The 17,194-nt window shown below is 69.1% G+C and carries 15 protein-coding genes; 7 read left to right on the top strand and 8 right to left on the bottom strand.

Annotated features, from left to right (window positions below):
• Positions 1-11 precede the first annotated feature (11 nt).
• The gene (recR, locus tag OHB23_RS03425; protein ID WP_027506637.1) at positions 12-623 is read left to right on the top strand and encodes a recombination mediator RecR; all 612 of its coding nucleotides are present in this window, start codon (positions 12-14) and stop codon (positions 621-623) included.
• Here the strand turns inward: recR and OHB23_RS03420 are convergent.
• Complete coding sequence (locus OHB23_RS03420; protein ID WP_056444251.1) at positions 620-1,288, bottom strand: response regulator; 669 nt, start codon at positions 1,286-1,288, stop codon at positions 620-622. The two genes, recR and OHB23_RS03420, sit on opposite strands and share 4 nt — an antisense overlap.
• Positions 1,285-3,015: a sensor histidine kinase gene (locus OHB23_RS03415; protein ID WP_328810881.1), complete on the bottom strand. Its 1,731-nt coding sequence runs from the start codon at positions 3,013-3,015 to the stop codon at positions 1,285-1,287. The genes OHB23_RS03420 and OHB23_RS03415 overlap by 4 nt, the downstream gene beginning before the upstream one ends.
• A 136-nt stretch (positions 3,016-3,151) precedes the next feature.
• Here OHB23_RS03415 and OHB23_RS03410 point away from each other — a divergent pair, with 136 nt between their 5' ends.
• The 4 genes from OHB23_RS03410 (at position 3,152) to OHB23_RS03395 (ending at position 7,179) form a co-directional block, all read left to right on the top strand.
• Positions 3,152-4,138 (top strand): Bug family tripartite tricarboxylate transporter substrate binding protein, encoded by a 987-nt coding sequence (locus OHB23_RS03410; RefSeq protein ID WP_222633438.1) that lies wholly within the window; start codon positions 3,152-3,154, stop codon positions 4,136-4,138.
• 104 nt (positions 4,139-4,242) lie between these two features.
• Positions 4,243-5,649 carry a CitMHS family transporter gene (locus tag OHB23_RS03405; RefSeq protein ID WP_328810880.1) on the top strand — a complete coding sequence of 469 codons (1,407 nt, stop codon included), beginning with the start codon at positions 4,243-4,245 and terminating at the stop codon, positions 5,647-5,649.
• A 31-nt stretch (positions 5,650-5,680) separates the two neighbouring features.
• Positions 5,681-6,082 (top strand): universal stress protein, encoded by a 402-nt coding sequence (locus OHB23_RS03400; protein WP_027506642.1) that lies wholly within the window; start codon positions 5,681-5,683, stop codon positions 6,080-6,082.
• Between the two features lie 20 nt (positions 6,083-6,102).
• Entirely contained in the window at positions 6,103-7,179 is a 1,077-nt protein-coding gene (locus OHB23_RS03395; protein WP_328810879.1) for an AbrB family transcriptional regulator, read from the top strand.
• On the opposite strand, the gene OHB23_RS03390 is transcribed toward OHB23_RS03395, so the two are convergent.
• From OHB23_RS03390 to OHB23_RS03375, 4 genes are read right to left on the bottom strand one after another with little or no spacing between them, the layout of a single operon-like run.
• Positions 7,176-7,877 (bottom strand): type 1 glutamine amidotransferase, encoded by a 702-nt coding sequence (locus tag OHB23_RS03390; protein ID WP_222633306.1) that lies wholly within the window; start codon positions 7,875-7,877, stop codon positions 7,176-7,178. The two genes, OHB23_RS03395 and OHB23_RS03390, sit on opposite strands and share 4 nt — an antisense overlap.
• Positions 7,870-9,156, bottom strand: coding sequence for a Mur ligase family protein (locus tag OHB23_RS03385; RefSeq protein WP_328810878.1), 1,287 nt, complete (start codon positions 9,154-9,156; stop codon positions 7,870-7,872). The genes OHB23_RS03390 and OHB23_RS03385 overlap by 8 nt, the downstream gene beginning before the upstream one ends.
• 49 nt (positions 9,157-9,205) lie before the next feature.
• Entirely contained in the window at positions 9,206-10,117 is a 912-nt protein-coding gene (locus OHB23_RS03380) for an ABC transporter substrate-binding protein (RefSeq protein WP_442973014.1), read from the bottom strand.
• Positions 10,118-10,155: 38 nt separating this feature from the next.
• Complete coding sequence (locus tag OHB23_RS03375) at positions 10,156-11,115, bottom strand: EamA family transporter (protein ID WP_328810877.1); 960 nt, start codon at positions 11,113-11,115, stop codon at positions 10,156-10,158.
• A 72-nt stretch (positions 11,116-11,187) separates the two neighbouring features.
• On the opposite strand from OHB23_RS03375, the gene OHB23_RS03370 reads away from it, so the two are divergent.
• A complete protein-coding gene (locus tag OHB23_RS03370) occupies positions 11,188-12,081 on the top strand; it encodes a LysR family transcriptional regulator (protein ID WP_222633309.1) in 894 nt (297 codons plus the stop codon).
• A gap of 48 nt (positions 12,082-12,129) precedes the next feature.
• On the opposite strand, the gene leuA is transcribed toward OHB23_RS03370, so the two are convergent.
• Positions 12,130-13,950, bottom strand: a complete 1,821-nt coding sequence (gene leuA / locus OHB23_RS03365; RefSeq protein WP_027506649.1) for a 2-isopropylmalate synthase — start codon at positions 13,948-13,950, stop codon at positions 12,130-12,132.
• A gap of 168 nt (positions 13,951-14,118) precedes the next feature.
• Positions 14,119-15,795, bottom strand: coding sequence for an FUSC family protein (locus tag OHB23_RS03360; protein ID WP_328810876.1), 1,677 nt, complete (start codon positions 15,793-15,795; stop codon positions 14,119-14,121).
• Between the two features lie 128 nt (positions 15,796-15,923).
• Between OHB23_RS03360 and OHB23_RS03355 the strand changes: the two genes are divergently transcribed.
• Positions 15,924-17,189, top strand: a complete 1,266-nt coding sequence (locus tag OHB23_RS03355; protein WP_027506651.1) for an aspartate kinase — start codon at positions 15,924-15,926, stop codon at positions 17,187-17,189.
• Positions 17,190-17,194 lie beyond the last annotated feature (5 nt).

Here is a 17,194-nt window from a genome sequence, read left to right as displayed (position 1 = left end):
GGTCGAGAAGCGTGTACGAAGGTCCGGTCCAGGATCTGATCGACGAGCTGGGCAAACTTCCCGGTGTCGGACCGAAGAGCGCGCAGCGCATCGCCTTTCATCTGTTGGGGGTCGAGGCGCCCGAGATCGACCGCCTGCAGAAGGCATTGCAGCGCGTCCGCGACGGGGTGCAGTTCTGCATCGTCTGCGGCACCGTCTCCGACAAGGAACTGTGCCGCATCTGTGCGGACCCGCGCCGCGATCGGACGAAGATCTGCGTCGTCGAGGAACCCAAGGACGTGCAGGCCGTCGAACGCACCCGCGAGTTCAAGGGCAGATACCACGTGCTGGGCGGCGCGCTGGATCCGCTGAGCGGGGTCGGTCCCGATCAGCTGCGCATCCGGGAGTTGCTCACCCGTATCGGCAATCAGGAGGACGGCGTCGACGTCTCCGAGGTGATCATCGCGACCGACCCCAACACCGAGGGGGAGGCGACGGCCACCTACCTGCTGCGCATGATGCGTGATTTCCCCGGCCTGTCCGTCACCCGGCTGGCCTCCGGACTGCCCATGGGCGGCGACCTCGAGTTCGCGGACGAGCTCACGTTGGGCCGTGCGCTGTCCGGCCGCAACGTGATGAATTAGCGCTCGAGCCGATAGAGGCGCTCGGGTCGCCCCACGTTGCCGTAGTCGAGCGAGACGGTCACCCGGTCGACGTCGCTGAGGTACTCCAGGTAGCGGCGAGCGCTCGACCGCGACATCCCGGTCCTCTCGGCCATCGTGCTCGCCGAGGTCTCGCCGGGATTCTCCCGCAGTTGGTGCTCGACCATGGCCAGCGTCTCGGCGCTCAGGCCCTTGGGGAGCCGTGTCGCGGTCCCGCGCACTCCGAACGCCTTGTCGACGGCGTCCTGCTCCGCCTCGTCGATCGCGGCCAGCGACTCCCGTGTGCGGCGGTAGTGCTCGAGGCGCTCCTGCAGTGCCTGGAACTTGAACGGCTTGATCAAGTAGTGCACGGCGCCCGCGCGCAGTGCCTTGCGCACCGATTCGGCCTCGCGCTCGCTGGTGATCACCAGGACGTCGAGGTCGGGGATGATCTCCCGGAACGGGCCGATGAGATCGAGCCCGGTGACGCCGGGCAGATGGACGTCCAGCAGCACCAGATCGGGACGGGTGGACTCCACCTTCTCCAGCGCCTCCTGCGCCGTGTGCGCCACCCCGCACACCTCGAATCCGGCCACCTTGGTGACGAAACCGGTGTGCACCCGCGCGACCATGAAGTCGTCGTCCACCACCAGCACCCTGAGTGTCATCGCGTCCTCCCCCCGGATCCGGTGACGGCCCGGAAGACCGTCCACCGCCTACCGTCCTCGACTCTGTCACTCACGCCGACCTCACCGCCGCGTCGGCGGCACACGACACGCACGAGGGCGAGGCCGAAACCGTGCCCGTCGAGCGACGTCCCCTTCGTGCTCCACCCCTGCTCGAACACGCGATCCGCATCCTCCGTGCCGATGCCGGGACCGTTGTCGGCCACCTCGACCTCGATCGCGTCCGCGTCCGCGACGATCCGGACGCGCACCACCGCGTCCACCGATTGCCCCTCGAGGACTGCGTCCACTGCCTGATTCTCGAGGACTGCGTCCACTGCCTGATTCTCGAGGACTGCGTCCACGGCCTGATTCTCGAGGACTGCGTCCACAGCGTTGTCGACGAGGTTGCCGACGACGGTGCAGAGGTCTCGGGAGGCATCGTCGTCGAGTCGCGGGAGGTGTGAGGCGTCGTCGAGCGCCACGGTCACCGAGCGGGCCGCGGCGGCGCCGATCTTGGCGATGAGCAGCGCCGCGACCCCGAGATCGTCGATGCGGTCGGTCACGGTGGACGTGAGGCGCTCACGATGCTCGGTGATGCCGTCGACGTACCGCTCCACCTCGTCGTACTCACCGAGCTGGACCAGTCCCGAGATGGTGTGCAGCTGGTTGTCGAACTCGTGGATGTGCTCCCGCAGTGCCGTCGAGCTGGTGCGGCTGATGTCGAGTTTGCTCTGGACCTCGCTCAGTTCGGTGCGGTCACGGAACGTGGTCACCGTGGCCACCTTCCGTCCGGACGCCTCGATCGGCACCGTGTTGAAGACGAGGATGCGATCTCCGGTGAGGACGAGCTGGTCGCCGTCGTCGCTCGGGTGACGCAGGACGTCGAGGACCCGGTCGTCGAGTCCGAGCTCCTCCACCCGCCGGCCCACGCCGTCCTCGTCGAGGCCGAGCATGTCGTGTGCGCTGCGGCTCAGCAGGACCACCCGACCCGACGGATCCAGTGCCACCACGGCCTCCTTGAGGCCCTCGAGCATCGCCTGCCGCTGGCGCACCAGGTCGACGATCTCCCCGGCCTCCATTCCCATGGTCTGCCGCTTGACGCGTCGGGCCAGCAGGATCGACCCGACGGCGCCCAGAACGGAGGCCACGGCAAGGTAGATGACGAGGTCCGGGGTCGCCTGCGCGAGGCGCTCCCACACCGACGGGTACTCGCGGCCGACGATCGCCACACCGACGATGCGGCCGTCGGCATCGAGCACCGGGACCTGTGACTGCACGGACGCGTCGGGGGACACCGCGGTGTTGGCGCTCGTCTCGGCGAGACCGGTCCAGGATCGGCCCGTCCGCGCGCCCGCTCCCTCGGCCGCCGATTCCTGTCCCACCCGCGACGGGTCGGTCGCGACGACGATGATGCCGTCGGGGTCCGTCAGTTGCGCGTAGTCCAGACCTGAGACGGCCCGCACCGACTCGACCGCACCCTGCAGCGCCGTGCGGATCCGGGGCTGGGCGGAGGCGAGCAGTTGTCGCACGGTGGGACTCGCGGCGAGGTTCTCGGCAGCCGACTGGACGCGCAGACCCTGGTCGCGCTGGAAGGTCGCCGACGCCTGGGCCAGCGACAACCCGCTGATGACGACGAGCACCGCGACGATGATGAGAAGCTGCAGTGCGAGCAGTTGCGACGAGAGGGTGCGGCGTGTTCCGAAGATGCGCAGTCGCCGCCCGATCACGAGGTGAACCGTACCGCTGGGCGAGCGCGGAATTCGTGCATCTGCGTGCGCTGCGGACGCTCACAATGAACACAATCCCGTTTGTGCACCAAAGGGTGACCACAGTCACAGGATCCGACACACTGAGACCGTGCCCATGAACCGACGCCTCCGCATCAGCGCTCTCGCAGCGTTGCTCGCGGTGCTCTGCACGGCGACCGCGTGCAGTGCGGGGGTGTCGGCCATGGTGACCGGGGCGGAGGAGCCGGGACTTCGTGTCATCGCTCCGTCGGTCGCCGGTGGCGGTTACGACCTGACCGCTCGCAGTCTGGCCCGAGGTTGGGCCGCGGAGGGCGTCGTGGTGGACGACGTCCTCGTACTACCCGGATCGGGTGGTGTCGTGGGACTCAATCGTCTCGCTCTCGAACAGGGCAACGATCGACTCCTGCTGGTGATGGGGCTGGGTCTGGTGGGCGCACTGTCCACCACCCCGTCCGATCACGAGATCGCGGACGTCACCCCGATCGCCCGACTCGTCACCGAACCCGAGGTCGTCCTGGTGCCGGCAGCATCCCCGCTGCGGACTCTGGCCGATCTCACGAACGCCTGGCGACAGGATCCCGCGGCTCTGCAGTTCGCCGGCGGCTCCGCGGAGGGTGGGCCGGACGGGTTGTTCCGGACGCAGCTCGCCCGCACCGTCGGTGTCGACCCGCGAGCATCCGAGTACCGCGTCTTCGACGGCGGCGGCGAGTTGCTGCCGGCCCTGTTGACCGGCGAGGTCGACGTCGCCACCACCGGCGTCAGCGAATATCTGGACCAGATCGCGTCCGGTACGGTCCGGGCGCTCGCCGTCTCGAGCTCCGAGCGCGTCGACGGCATCGACGCGCCCACTCTGCGGGAGCAGGGAGTCGACCTCGACTTCGACAACTGGCGCGGCATCCTCGCCCCGCCGGGACTGCCACCGGAGCGCGTCGACCGCCTGATCGCCGACGTCACAGCACTGGTCGGGTCGCCGCTCTGGCAGGAGATCCTGGCGCAGAACGGGTGGCGGGACGCGCTGCTCACCGGAGACGACTTCGCGTCGTTCCTCCGCGAGCAGGCCGACCTGGTCCGCTCGACCATCGATCCACCCACCGACGGCTGACGCCGCACACCTCCGTACTGCGCCACACCTGTGCCCGCAGCCTGCCTCGACACACCCTGCACTGATCGAACCCTGCACTATTCGAACAACGAGGAGTAGTAACCATGTTGGTGATACTCGGCTTCCTCATGGTTGCCGCTTTCATGTTCCTGATCCTGACCAAACGAGCGACCCCGGTGGTCGCCCTCATCCTGGTCCCGGTCATCTTCGGCCTGTTCGCCGGCGCTGGGCTCGGCATCGGCGACATGATCACGGACGGCATCAAGTCGCTCGCCCCCACGGCAGCGCTGCTGTTCTTCGCGATCATCTTCTTCGGCATCATGATCGACGTGGGTCTGTTCGACCCGCTGGTGCGCGGCATCCTCCGCCTGGTGCGCAACGATCCGATGAAGCTGGTCGTCGGCACCGCGGTGCTCGCCATGGTCGTGTCCCTCGACGGTGACGGCTCCACCACGTTCATCATCGTGACGTCCGCGCTGCTGCCGCTCTACCTGAAACTCGGTGTCTCACCGGTCATCCTGACGGTCGTCGCCGGCCTCGCCAACGGCACCATGAACATCATTCCGTGGGGTGGCCCGACCGTTCGCGCCGCGTCCGCACTGGGCATCTCGCCCTCCGACGTCTTCATCCCGATGGTCCCGTCGATGATCGCCGGCCTGATCATCGTGCTGCTCTTCTCGATCCACCTCGGCCTCATGGAGCGTCGCCGCCTCGGCTCGCTGATCTACGACACGAAGCTGGTGGGCGCCGGCGTCGGCACCGACGGCACCGGAACCGGAAACGGCAAGACCCGTCGCAGTACCGGAAGCGCCGACATCACCACCGGCGACGACGAGAACGACGGCAAGGCCGGCCAGTTCATCGACGGCCTGGACCCCAACCGCGACACTCTGCGTCCGAAGCTGCTGTGGTTCAACGCGATCCTGACCGTCACGCTGCTCGTGATCCTGGTCATGGACATCCTCCCCATCCCGGTGCTGTTCATGATCGCCGCCTCCATCGCGCTCACGTTCAACTTCCCGAAGGTCAAGGAGCAGGGCGAGGCCATCGCACGCCACTCCGCCTCGATCGTCTCCGTCGTCGCCATGGTGCTCGCAGCTGCCGTCCTCACCGGCGTGTTCTCCGGTACCGGCATGGTCGAGGCCATGGCCGAGTGGCTCCTCGGCGTCATCCCCGACGCGATGGGACCGTTCCTGGCCGTCATCACCGGAATCCTGTCGATCCCGTTGACGTTCTTCATGACCAACGACGCCTTCTACTTCGGCATCCTCCCGGTCCTCACCGAGACCGCCGCCCAGTACGGCATCGAGCCGGTCGAGATGGCCCGCGCCTCCATCACCGGACAGCCCGTCCACCTGCAGAGCCCGCTGGTCCCCGCCATCCTGCTGCTGGTCACCCTGGCCGGCGTCTCGCTCGCCGACCACCACCGCAAGGTCCTGTGGCGTGCCACCGTCGTCTCCCTGACGATGCTCGCCGTCGGCGTCCTCCTCGGCCAGATCCCCTTCGGCTGATCAGCATCCACCAGAGAGAGGAGTCACCGACATGAGTGTCGCCGTCGTGCACAACAGTTCCGAGGAAGGCCGCAAGGCACTCGGATCGGCAGTCCAGCAGGCCCGGTCCGCAGGAACCGAACTGGTCGTCCTCCACGCCTTCTCCGGATCCGCGGATCCCTCCTCGGAGGCGAAGGAGACCACCGCCGTCGAGGACTCGATCCGTACGTCGCTCGCCGCGCTCGGAGAGTCCGAGGCGCAGTGGACTCTCGCTGCGGCCCAGCCCGATCCGGACGCGACCACCACACTGCTCGCGCTCATCGACAAGGCGGACGCCGAGCTGCTGGTCGTCGGGTCGCGGCATCGGTCGGCCGTCGGCAAGTTCCTGATGGGACAGGCCGTCCAGCGCCTGCTTCTCGAAACACCGGTACCGGTGCTGCTCGTCAAGTCGTGAGCGGAGGTCGTACCGTCGCTGTGAGCGCCACCCGCTGGGTGGCGCTCACAGCCGTGTCCGTGGCCGGATGGTTCGCGCTCGACGCCGTCGGCCTGACGGCGCCGTCGTTGTTCGCGGCACTGGTGGTGGCGGTGGTCTTCGCCCTCACCGGACTGGGGCCGCGCGCCGTCCCGCGCGCGGGATCCATGGCGGCGCAGGGAACGTTGGCCGTCACCATCGGTCTCATGGTGGATGTCGAGACGCTGAGTACGCTGGGGGACAACTGGTTTCCCGCGGTCGCCATCGGGATCGCGACGCTCGTCGTCAGCGCCGGCTGCGGTGCACTGCTCGCACTGAACAAGGATGTCACCGCGGCCACCGGGATGCTGGCGCTGATCGCGGGCGGGGCCACCGGTCTCGTCGCGACAGCGAGAGAGCTCGGCGGCGACGAACGTGTGGTCGCGGTGGTGCAGTACCTGCGGGTGGCACTGGTGGTGGTGACCATGCCTCTGGTGGTCACGTTCGTGTTCCACGCCGACACCCACTCGGTCGCGGCGGCCGCACCCGACGAGAATGCGCTGCCGTGGTGGGTGGGTCTGCTGTTCCTGCTCGGCGCTGTTCTCGTCGGCATCGCGGTGGGGCGGCTCGCGCGGCTTCCCGCACCGGCCACGCTGGGTCCGCTGATGGTGTCCGGCGCCTGCGCGCTGCTGGGCTGGCCCGTGGGCATCGAGGTTCCCATGATCGTGCTGCCACTCGCGTTCCTGGTCATCGGATGGCAAGCGGGACTGGCGTTCACGATGTCGAGCCTGCGCCTGATCGGCCGACTCTTCCCCTACGCGTTCGCGCTGGTGCTCGGCATCGGCGTGATCTGTGCGCTGCTCGGATGGGCGCTGTCCGCGTGGACCGGGACCAGCCTGCTCACCGGCTACCTGGCGACGACCCCCGGCGGGTTGGCGGCAGTGCTCGCGGTGTCCGCGTCCACCGGGTCCGACGTCACGTTCGTGGCGTGCGTGCAGCTCATCCGGCTGGTCTCGATGCTCGTGGCGGCACCGCTCATCGCCCAGCTCCTGATGCGCCGGGCGGCGCGGAGGCCGGCCGAGGATCCGGTCTCGGTCTAGCGGCGCAGACGCTCGGTGCGCAGCTGCTCGACGTCGGCCAGGTGCAGCGGCTCGAGGGAGTGACCCAGAGCTGTCTCGAGCAGATGGTCCGCCAGTTCGGGATTGCGGGCCAGCGCCGGTCCGTGCATGTAGGTGCCGATCACCGAGCCCTGCACGACGCCCTCGTTGCCGTCGCCGACACCGTTGCCGATGCCGTGCTCGACGCGCGCGAACGGTGCGGCATCGGGACCGAGAGTCGTACCGCCGCGGTGGTTCTCGAAGCCGGTGAGTGTCTGGGTGAGGCGGTCCGACACCGGGCGGGTGATGACCTCACCGATCGACCGGGTCTTCTGCGGCGCCGTGGTGACGTTCAGCATCGAGACACCGTCGACGCGTTCGCCGGAGCTCGTCTCGTACCACTCGCCCAGCACCTGGATCGCCGCGCAGATGGCGAGCACCGGTGCACCGCGCTCGGCGGCGCGCTGCAGTCCGGGGTAGCGCGCGAGGTGCTTCGTCGCGAGTCGCTGCGCCGAGTCCTCCGCTCCGCCGAGCACGTAGACGTCGAGGGACTCGGGCACCGGATCGGCGAGGGTGATCGACACGATCTCGGCGTCGAGTCCGCGCATCAGCATGCGCTGGCGCAGGACGAGCGCGTTGCCGCTGTCGCCGTAGGTCCCCATGACGTCGGGCAGGACGAGCCCGATACGGAAATCAGACACCGGGTGCCTCCTTCGCGGTCTCGCGCGCCAGCGCCCGGCCGAGGTCACGGAAGGCCGTGTAGTTCGCCAGGACCTCCACGCGCCCCGGTGGGCAGGAGGCGATGGCCCGCAACGGGTTCGGCACCACGGTGTGGTCGGATCCGGCGTACGTCAGGCGGACTCCCAGGTCGGTCGCACGTTCACCGGCCGCCACCACCGTGGTGTTCTCGAAGTGCTCGAACCGCACGTCCCACAGCCACGACAGGTCCTCGCCGTCGGGCACCTGGCCGTTGACGGCGATCACCAGGCCGTCGGCGGCCGGGTCGATCATCGACAGTGCTTCCTGCCATCCGGCGGGGTTCTTGGCCAGCAGCATGCGCACGGTGTGGGATCCGTACTGGATCGAGCTGTAGCGGCCCGCCACCTCGTCGACCGCGGACACCGCGGCGACGGCCTGCGCGGGATCGGCGCCCATCGTGACCGCGGCAGCGACGGCCTGCGCCGCGTTTCCGCGGTTGGCCCGGCCGGGCAGCGTCAAACTCATGGGGAGCACGAGACCGTCCGGGCCGTACAGGTTCTCGTCGTCGAGCCACCACTGCGGCTCCGGCCGCGAGAACTCCCGCCCGCCCTCCAGCAGACCTGTGCTGCGCCAGTGCGTGCCGTTCCACTCGATGGGTTCCCCGGTGCGGGGGCAGCTGACCGAGTCGCCGACCCACCCGCCGCCGGCGGCCACCCACACGGTCCGCGGAGCGTCGTACGCCGCGGACGTCATCAGCACGTCGTCGCAGTTGGCGACGACGACGGTGTCGGGATGGGCGACGATTCCCGCGCGGAGCTTGCGCTCGATCATGTTGATCTCGCCGACGCGGTCGAGCTGATCGCGGCTGAGGTTCAGCAACACCAGGACCTCGGGGTTCACGGCGTCGCACACGTGCGGGACGTGCAGCTCGTCGACCTCGAGGGCCGCCAGCGGCGCGGTGCGCCGTGAGTTCAGCGCGGCGACGATGCCCGCGTCCATGTTGGCGCCGTCGGCCTGCGTCGCCACCTCGCCCAGTGTCGCGAGCGCCGCCGCAGTCATCCGGGTGGTGGTCGACTTGCCGTTGGTACCGGTGATGACGGCCGTGCGTCGATTCGCGCCCAGGCGCGACATGAGGGCCGGGTCGATCTTCAGCGCGACGAGACCGCCGATCATCGATCCCTTGCCGCGACCGGCCTTCTGCGAGGCCCACGCGGCCGCGGAGGCCGCCGACAGTGCCAGGCGTCCGCGGGCTCCGAGGTGCCGTCTGCTGCTGTCGATCATGGTGTCCGATCCTCCCACATGCGGTGGACACGGGAGAGTCAGCAGGAGGTCAGGGCTGCGAGAGGAGGCGTTCGATGTCGTCCAGAACGGCCTGTCCGCCGCGAGGTCCCACGCCGGTGATCCAGTACGACTGGTCGACGAGGTGCGGATTCGGGAACGCCGTCGTGTTCGACGTGACGGACGTGGGCATCGACGCCGGATCGTCCGGTGTCGCCGACGTCACGACCACGAGATCGGCGCGGGCCTCCGTCGCCAGTTCGGGGGAGACGTCGACACTGATCTCGTTCGACCACTCCGGGCGGGGCGGCGTGGTGAACCCGGCGCACTCGAGGGTGCTGCCCGCGAAGGACAGCGGTCCGTAGAGCGTGAGCTCCTCGTTGCGTGGCCGGATGAGCTGCGCCGTCGACCCGGCGGTGTCGAACCTGTCGGCGATCTCGTCGCACCGCGCGTCGTACTCGCCCAGCAACGGCTCCGCGTCACGTCCGAGGGCGCGCCCGACGAGGCGGACGTTGTCCTGCCACGGGTCGCTCTGCGACGCCATGAACACCGTCGGAGCGATCGCGGACAACCGCTCGTACAGCTCGGAGTGGCGCGTCTCCGTTCCCAGGATCAGGTCCGGCTGCAGAGCCGCGATGGCCTCGACGCGAGGTTCCGCGACGGTGCCGACGGTCTCGATGCGCGACGCCTCGTCGCCCAGATACGGGGGCACCCCCGTCGCCTCGCTCAGCACCGACGTGCCCACCGGAACGACGCCGAGCGCGACACTCGTGTCGAGCTGGACGGGTTCGAGAGTGACGACTCGCAACGGCGACGAGGGCACCTCCGTGTCCCCGCGCGCATGGGTCACGGTCCGGGTGCTGTCCGCGGCGTCCTCGGCTGTCGCATCGGTCGAACACGCCGAGGCCACGAGGGCCGTCGCGGCGAGCAGGGTCGCCAGGACAGTACTTCTTCTTCCGAACACGCTTGCCGAGCCTCCGTCACAGTGATGGTGAGGGGACCCTAACCGACGGTGGCTCCGGACGGGGGAGTCACGATCCGGGGCTCGGTCGGTGTGGTCGTCGCGGATCGCGGCGAGCGGCTCAGACCCCACGTGCAGCCGCCGATCACGACGGCCGCACCGACGAGGGAGAGGACGCTCGGCGTCTCGTCGAGCACGAGCCAGGACGCACCGATGCCGACGACCGGGACCAGCAACGAGAACGGCGCGACGACGCCGGCGGGGTAGCGGCTGATCAGGACGGTCCACAGTCCCGAGCCGGCGATCGTGCCGATGAGCACGATGTAGGCGAGCCCGATCAACCCGGAGAACTGCCCGGCCGACACCACGTCGCCGATGGCGGTCCATCCCGTGGTCGGACCCTCGACGACGGCCGACAACGCGAACATCGGCAGCGGGGGAACCACCGTCATCCACAGCATGAGTCGCATCGGCTCGACGGGAACGCCGGAGGCCGGTCGAGATGCTCGTGTCGCCAGTCGGTTTCCGAGATTGCCGAAGGCCCAGCTGAGGCCTGCCAGCAGCGTCAGCAGCACGGGCAGGAGGGTGGCGTTGTGGGCGCGATCCCACCCGATCAGAATCATGCCCCCGACGGCGATGCCGATCCCGATCCACTGGCGCGGCCCGACCTTCTCCCGCAGCAGCAGCGCGCCGAGAACGACGGTGAACGGCGCCGACGACTGGAGCACCAGCGAGGCCAGGCCGGTGGGCATGCCGGCGTTCATCGCGGCGAAGAGGAACGCGAACTGCAGCAGGCCGAAACCCGTGCCGTACAGCAGGAGCCAGCGCACCGGCACGGTCGGTCGGCGGACGAAGAGGGCGACCGGAACGGCGATCACCGCGAACCGCAGGGCAGCGAAGAAGAACGGCGGGAACTGGTCGAGCCCGGCGCGGATGGCGAGGAAGTTCAGTCCCCAGACCACCACGACGATCAGTCCGAGCAGGCGGTCGCGAGTGGTCATGACCTCGAGTGTTCCGGGTGCGACTGCTAAGAACAATCGAATTGTGGTGACCAGTAGCTGTAGCGTTGCTACATGAATGTCGACCGGTTGCGCGTCCTGCGGGCGCTGGCAGATCGCGGCACGGTCGCCGCGGCCGCCGACGCGCTGTCGATGACACCGTCCGCGGTGTCGCAGCAGCTCAAGGTGTTGGCGAGGGAGGCGGGAGTCGCCCTGCTCGAACCCGACGGGCGCCGCGTGCGGCTCACCGCGGCGGGACGCGCGCTGCTTCCTCACGCCGACGACGTGCTCGCCGCCCTCGACCGGGCGTCGGAGGAGATGGCGTCGTACCGCGGCAGCGCACGCGGAACCGTTCGACTGGCGCTCTTCCCCTCGGGCGCCGCACTGTTGCTGCCGGGGGTTCTGGACCGGCTCACCGAGGCGGGTGTGGATGTCGACGCCCGGGACGAGGACGTGCCCGCGTCGGCCGTGCCGGCGTTGCTCGCGGACTACGACGTGGTGCTGACGCATCGGGACGAGCGCGCACCGAGCATCGCGTCCGAGCGGGTAGAGGTGCGTTCACTGATGCGCGAGCCCATCGACCTGGTGCTGCCGCCGGGGCACCCGCTGGCGGAGCGTGATGCCGTCGACATCGAGGATCTGGCGGACGAGCGGTGGATCAGTGTCCGCGGAGGGTTCCCGGTGGACGACGTGCTGCTCTCCATCGCGACGGTCACCGGGGTGGCGCCGCGAGTGAATCTGCGGATCAACGACTTCCGGCTCATGGAGGAGCTGGTGGCCCACGGCCACGGGATCGCGCTGATGCCGCGCCACGCCTCGACGCACCCGGGTGTCACGCAGCGCCGGTTGGCCGGGGTGCGCGCGGCCCGCATCTACGACCTGGCGACACGACCCCGCGCCGCGGAGCGTCCGGCCGTGCGGGCCGTGGTGGACGCGTTCGCGGCGCGGGTCGCGGAGGTCACTGCGTGACCCGTGCGCCTTTTGCGTATCCCTGGATGCGCAGAAGGCGCACGAGGGCTACGCCCCGGATCGTGCCGCCCGGTTCACGGCCGAGACCACGGCGCGCAGTGATGCCGTGGTGATGGAGGTGGCGATACCGACACCCCACACGATGGTCTCGCCGCCGCCGGGCAGCCGCACGGCCGCCTCGACGTAGGCCGCGGCCTGGGCGTCGTCGCCGGCGGACATGGCGTGCTCGGAGTAGTCGAGGACGCTGACGTCGTACCCGATGGAGCCCAGCGCGTCGACGAAGGCGGCGAGTGGACCGTTGCCGTCGCCCGTGATCTCCTGCTCGGCGCCGTCGACCTTGACGATCGCGGAGATCGAGTCGATTCCGCCGTCCTCCTCGGCCGCGGTGACGCGCTGCCGGATGCGCTCGAGAGGAACGATCGGGGCCAGGTACTCCTCGGAGAACACGTCCCACATGGCCTTGGGCGACACCTCGCCGCCCTCGCCGTCGGTGACGCGCTGCACGGCCGAGGAGAACTCGATCTGCAGTCGACGCGGCAGCACCAGACCGTGGTCCGACTTCATGATGTAAGCGACGCCGCCCTTGCCGGACTGCGAGTTGACGCGGATCACGGCCTCGTACGTGCGGCCGACGTCCTTGGGGTCGACGGGCAGGTACGGAACCTGCCACAGCACGTCGTCGACGTCCTGATCCTGTTCGTCCGCAGACACTTTCATCGCGTCGAGGCCCTTGTTCACGGCGTCCTGGTGGCTGCCGGAGAACGCGGTGTAGACCAGGTCGCCGCCGTACGGGTGGCGCTCGTGGACGGGCAGCTGGTTGCAGTACTCGACGGTGCGCCGGATCTCGTCGATGTTGGAGAAGTCGATCTGCGGGTCGACTCCGCGAGTGAAGAGATTCAGGCCCAGCGTGACCAGGCAGACGTTGCCGGTGCGCTCACCGTTGCCGAAGAGGCAACCCTCGATGCGGTCGGCGCCGGCCTGGTAGCCCAGTTCGGCTGCGGCGACGCCGGTCCCGCGGTCGTTGTGCGGGTGCAGGCTCAGCACGATCGAGTCGCGACGTTCGAGATTGCGGTGCATCCACTCGATGGAGTCGGCGTAGACGTTGGGGGTCGCCATCTCGACGGTCGCGGGCAGGTTCAGGATCATCGGGTTCTCCGGTGTGGGAGCGATGATCTCGGTGACCGCGTCACAGACCTTCTTGGCGTACTCGAGCTCCGTGCCGGTGTAGGACTCGGGCGAGTACTCGTAGCGCCAGTGCGTGTCGGGGAACTTCGTCGCCTCCTCGAGCACCTTGCGGGCACCGTCGGTCGCGATCTTCTCGATGGCGTCGCGGTCCGCGCGGAAGACCACGCGGCGCTGCAGGATCGACGTGGAGTTGTAGAAGTGGACGATGACGCTGCGGGCGCCCTCGCACGCGACGAACGTGCGCTCGATCAGTTCCGGTCGGCACTGGGTGAGCACCTGGATGGTGACGTCGTCGGGAATCGCACCGTCCTCGATGATCTCGCGGACGAAGTCGAAGTCGGTCTGGCTCGCGGACGGGAAACCGACCTCGATCTCCTTGTAGCCCATACGAACCAGCAGTTCGAACATGCGGCGCTTGCGCGCGGGGCTCATCGGGTCGATGAGTGCCTGGTTGCCGTCACGCAGGTCCACGGCGCACCACTGGGGTGCGCGATCGATGACCTTGTCCGGCCAGGTGCGGTCGGGGAGGGTGAGCGGTTCGACCTCCTCGGCGAACGACCGGTACCGGAACGTCGGCATCGACGAGTTCTTCTGGGTGTTCCACGAGGGCTGATCGGCGGGCGCAGGCTTGGTGGGGGTGGTGACCGTGCGTGAGCCGGATACGAAAGCGTCGGCGGGTGACATCGATGATCTCCGTTGTGAGGAAGGGGACGACCGGCGCCGAAAAGACCCGCGACAGGGAGCCGGTCTGTGAATCAGACCCCGTCGCGGCGACGAAGGAGGAGGGCGAACCCGGCGCCGAACATGCGGGTCACCCTACTCCGTCGCCCGCGCGGACGACACCGGCACGTCTCACGGGCGCGGTGCCACGTCCGCCCACCGCTCCGGTTCCGCCAGCATGGCGCCGTCTGCGGTGCGCCAGCAGGCGGACAGGAGGTCGTACCCGGCCGCGTCGACTCGCAGGTGCGACTCCCACCTCGCCGACGTCCACTCCCGGTCGTCGCTGACGGCGTGCTCGGCGGCGAAGGCGGCCCCGACGAGCTCGAACTGCACGTCTCGCCGCGCGGTCGTGGCGTCCGGATGGGTGGGTGTCACGGTGCGCAGCAGATCCGCCGTCCGGCGACAGGCGTCGAGAACGCGCCCGTCGCACCACAGCAGGCACCGCCGATGAGCGTGACGAGCGACCACCCACATCGACGCCAGCGCGCACACCACACCGATGCACGTCTCGACGAGACGTTCGGTCGCGAGCGGCCACGCCTGCGCACCCGGATGGGACGCGCCGCCGATGAGCAGCGCCAGGGGCGTGATGAACGTGACGGCGATGCCGTAGTTCCGAGCGATGACCAGTTCGATGAGGAACTGCAGTGCCATCAGCAGCAGGACCAGCACGAACCCGCTCGGTGACAGTGAGAAGACGATGGCGAAGAGCACCACTCCGACGGCCGTGCCCACCAGGCGGTGCAGGGCGCGGACGGTACCTCGTGGTCGGTCGAGGCCCTGTTGCAGCACGAGGACCGCGCCGATGACAGCCCAGTCGGGCCGCCCGAGCCCGGCGACGACGGCGATCGCGCCCGAGGCCGCGGATGCGCAGAAGACGCGGAGCGCCGTGGTGGTGGCGTGGGAATCGACGTGCAGGGCCCGGAGCAGCCGGAACCTGATCGTCGGGCGCGACATCGGGACGGAGGGCGTGTGATCCGGAGTGACGTGCACGGTGTCCGACGCGTGCTCGGGATCGAGCGGTGCGTCGCCGATGATGCGCGCGAAGTCGAGGTGGACTCTCCGTAGTCGCAGGACCAGCGGATCGTCGATCCGGCGAGCCGGTATCCCGGCGTCGTGCAGCGCGGCCCAGGCGCGATCGACCGCGACGGCGGCGCGGTGCCGGGCACCGACCGCGGGATCGCCCGCGGTGCGCGCCTCACCGAAGACGGTCACGCTCCGCTCGGCGGCCGCCACGGCGTCACGTTCCGGTTTCGACGCGTCGCGCAGCGCCGGTGCCATCGACACGACCAGGGCCCACAGCGCTCCGAGCGCGACGCAGGCGGAGTTGACCCACGCCGTCACCCCGCTCTGCGGGACGATGGTGGCGATCGCGCAGGTCAGGACGAAGAAGAAGGCACCGGGCGGTCCGAGACGGAGCGCATCCACCACGAAGGTCGCGACGGTGCCCAGGACGGTGAGCACCACGACGACGAGGACGGCGCCCACCACGGAGTTCCGCGGGTCGGCGTACTGGCCCACGAGGCCGCCGACAGTGGCGGACAGCACGAGTGCGAGACCGGCCCACAGGACGACCGACCAGCGGGACCGGAACGGCCGGCCCTCGCCGTAGACGACGGCGAATCCGCCTGCCGCGGTCAGCAGGGCCTCGGTGGGAAAACCGAGCGCGAGCAGCGCGAGTGCCGGAACACCGAACGCGAGCGCGGCGCGGAGGCCGCCGGGCCAGCGCGGCCCCACCGACGGCACCGCGACGAAGAGTCGTCGGCGCCGAGGACGAGGCGGTAGAGCGGACGGGTCCGGGGCTGTCACCACCTGATGGTAGGCACGCGATTCCCCCCGGACCCCCGCAGGTCGGTAGGCTGCTGACCGTTCCGGCGGCACCCGTCGCACCAGTGGATGTCCAGCGGGACGTTCTCGACTCGGGAGGTAGCACCAGCGTGGCACTCGTCGTTCAGAAGTACGGAGGATCCTCGGTGGCGACCGCCGAGCGGATCCGGCGCGTCGCTGAACGGATCGTCGAAACCAAGCGCAAGGGCCACGACGTGGTCGTGGTCGTCTCCGCGATGGGAGACACCACCGACGAACTGCTCGACCTTGCGCAGCAGGTGTGCCCCGCGCCGCCCGCGCGCGAGATGGACATGCTGCTCACGTCGGGCGAACGCATCTCCAACGCGCTCGTCGCCATGGCCATCCACTCCCTCGGCGCCGAGGCCCGATCCTTCACGGGATCGCAGGCCGGCGTCGTCACCACCAGCGTGCACGGCAACGCCAAGATCATCGACGTGACGCCCGGGCGCGTCCGCGACGCACTCGACGAGGGCTCGATCGTCCTCGTCGCCGGTTTCCAGGGCGTCAGCCAGGACAGCAAGGACGTGACGACGCTCGGGCGAGGTGGGTCGGACACCACCGCCGTCGCGCTCGCCGCCGCGCTGAACGCCGACGTCTGCGAGATCTACACCGACGTCGACGGCATCTTCACCGCCGACCCACGGATCGTTCCCGACGCCCGTCACCTCGAGAAGGTTTCTTTCGAGGAGATGCTCGAGATGGCGGCGTGCGGCGCCAAGGTCCTGATGCTGCGGTGCGTGGAATACGCCCGCCGCTACAACGTTCCCGTCCACGTCCGCTCGTCGTACACCACCAAGCCAGGGACCATCGTGTCCGGATCCATGGAGGACATTCCAGTGGAAGAAGCCATTCTGACCGGTGTCGCGCACGACCGGAGCGAAGCGAAGGTCACGGTCGTCGGCCTGTCCGATCAGCCGGGCTTCGCCGCCAAGGTCTTCCGGGCCGTCGCGGACGCCGAGATCAACATCGACATGGTGCTGCAGAACGTCTCGCGCATCGACACCGGCAAGACCGACATCACGTTCACGTGCCCCAAGGCCGACGGACCCACCGCGGTGGAGAAGCTGACCAAGCTGCAGGGCGAGATCGGCTTCACCAAGGTGCTCTACGACGACCACATCGGCAAGGTCTCGCTCATCGGCGCCGGCATGAAGTCGCACCCCGGCGTCACCGCGACGTTCTGTGAAGCGCTCGCCGACGCGGGCATCAACATCGACCTCATCAGCACCTCGGAGATCCGTATCTCCGTGCTGACCAAGGACTCCGAGCTCGACGAGGCCGTGCGCGTGCTGCACGCCGCCTTCGGCCTCGGCGGCGACGAGATCGCCGTCGTGCACGGCGGAACCGGAAGGTAGGAGCA

The sequence above is a fragment of the Rhodococcus sp. NBC_00294 genome (genome assembly GCF_036163995.1).
GTDB lineage: Bacteria > Actinomycetota > Actinomycetes > Mycobacteriales > Mycobacteriaceae > Rhodococcoides.
This window is presented reverse-complemented; position numbering and strand designations above follow the sequence as displayed.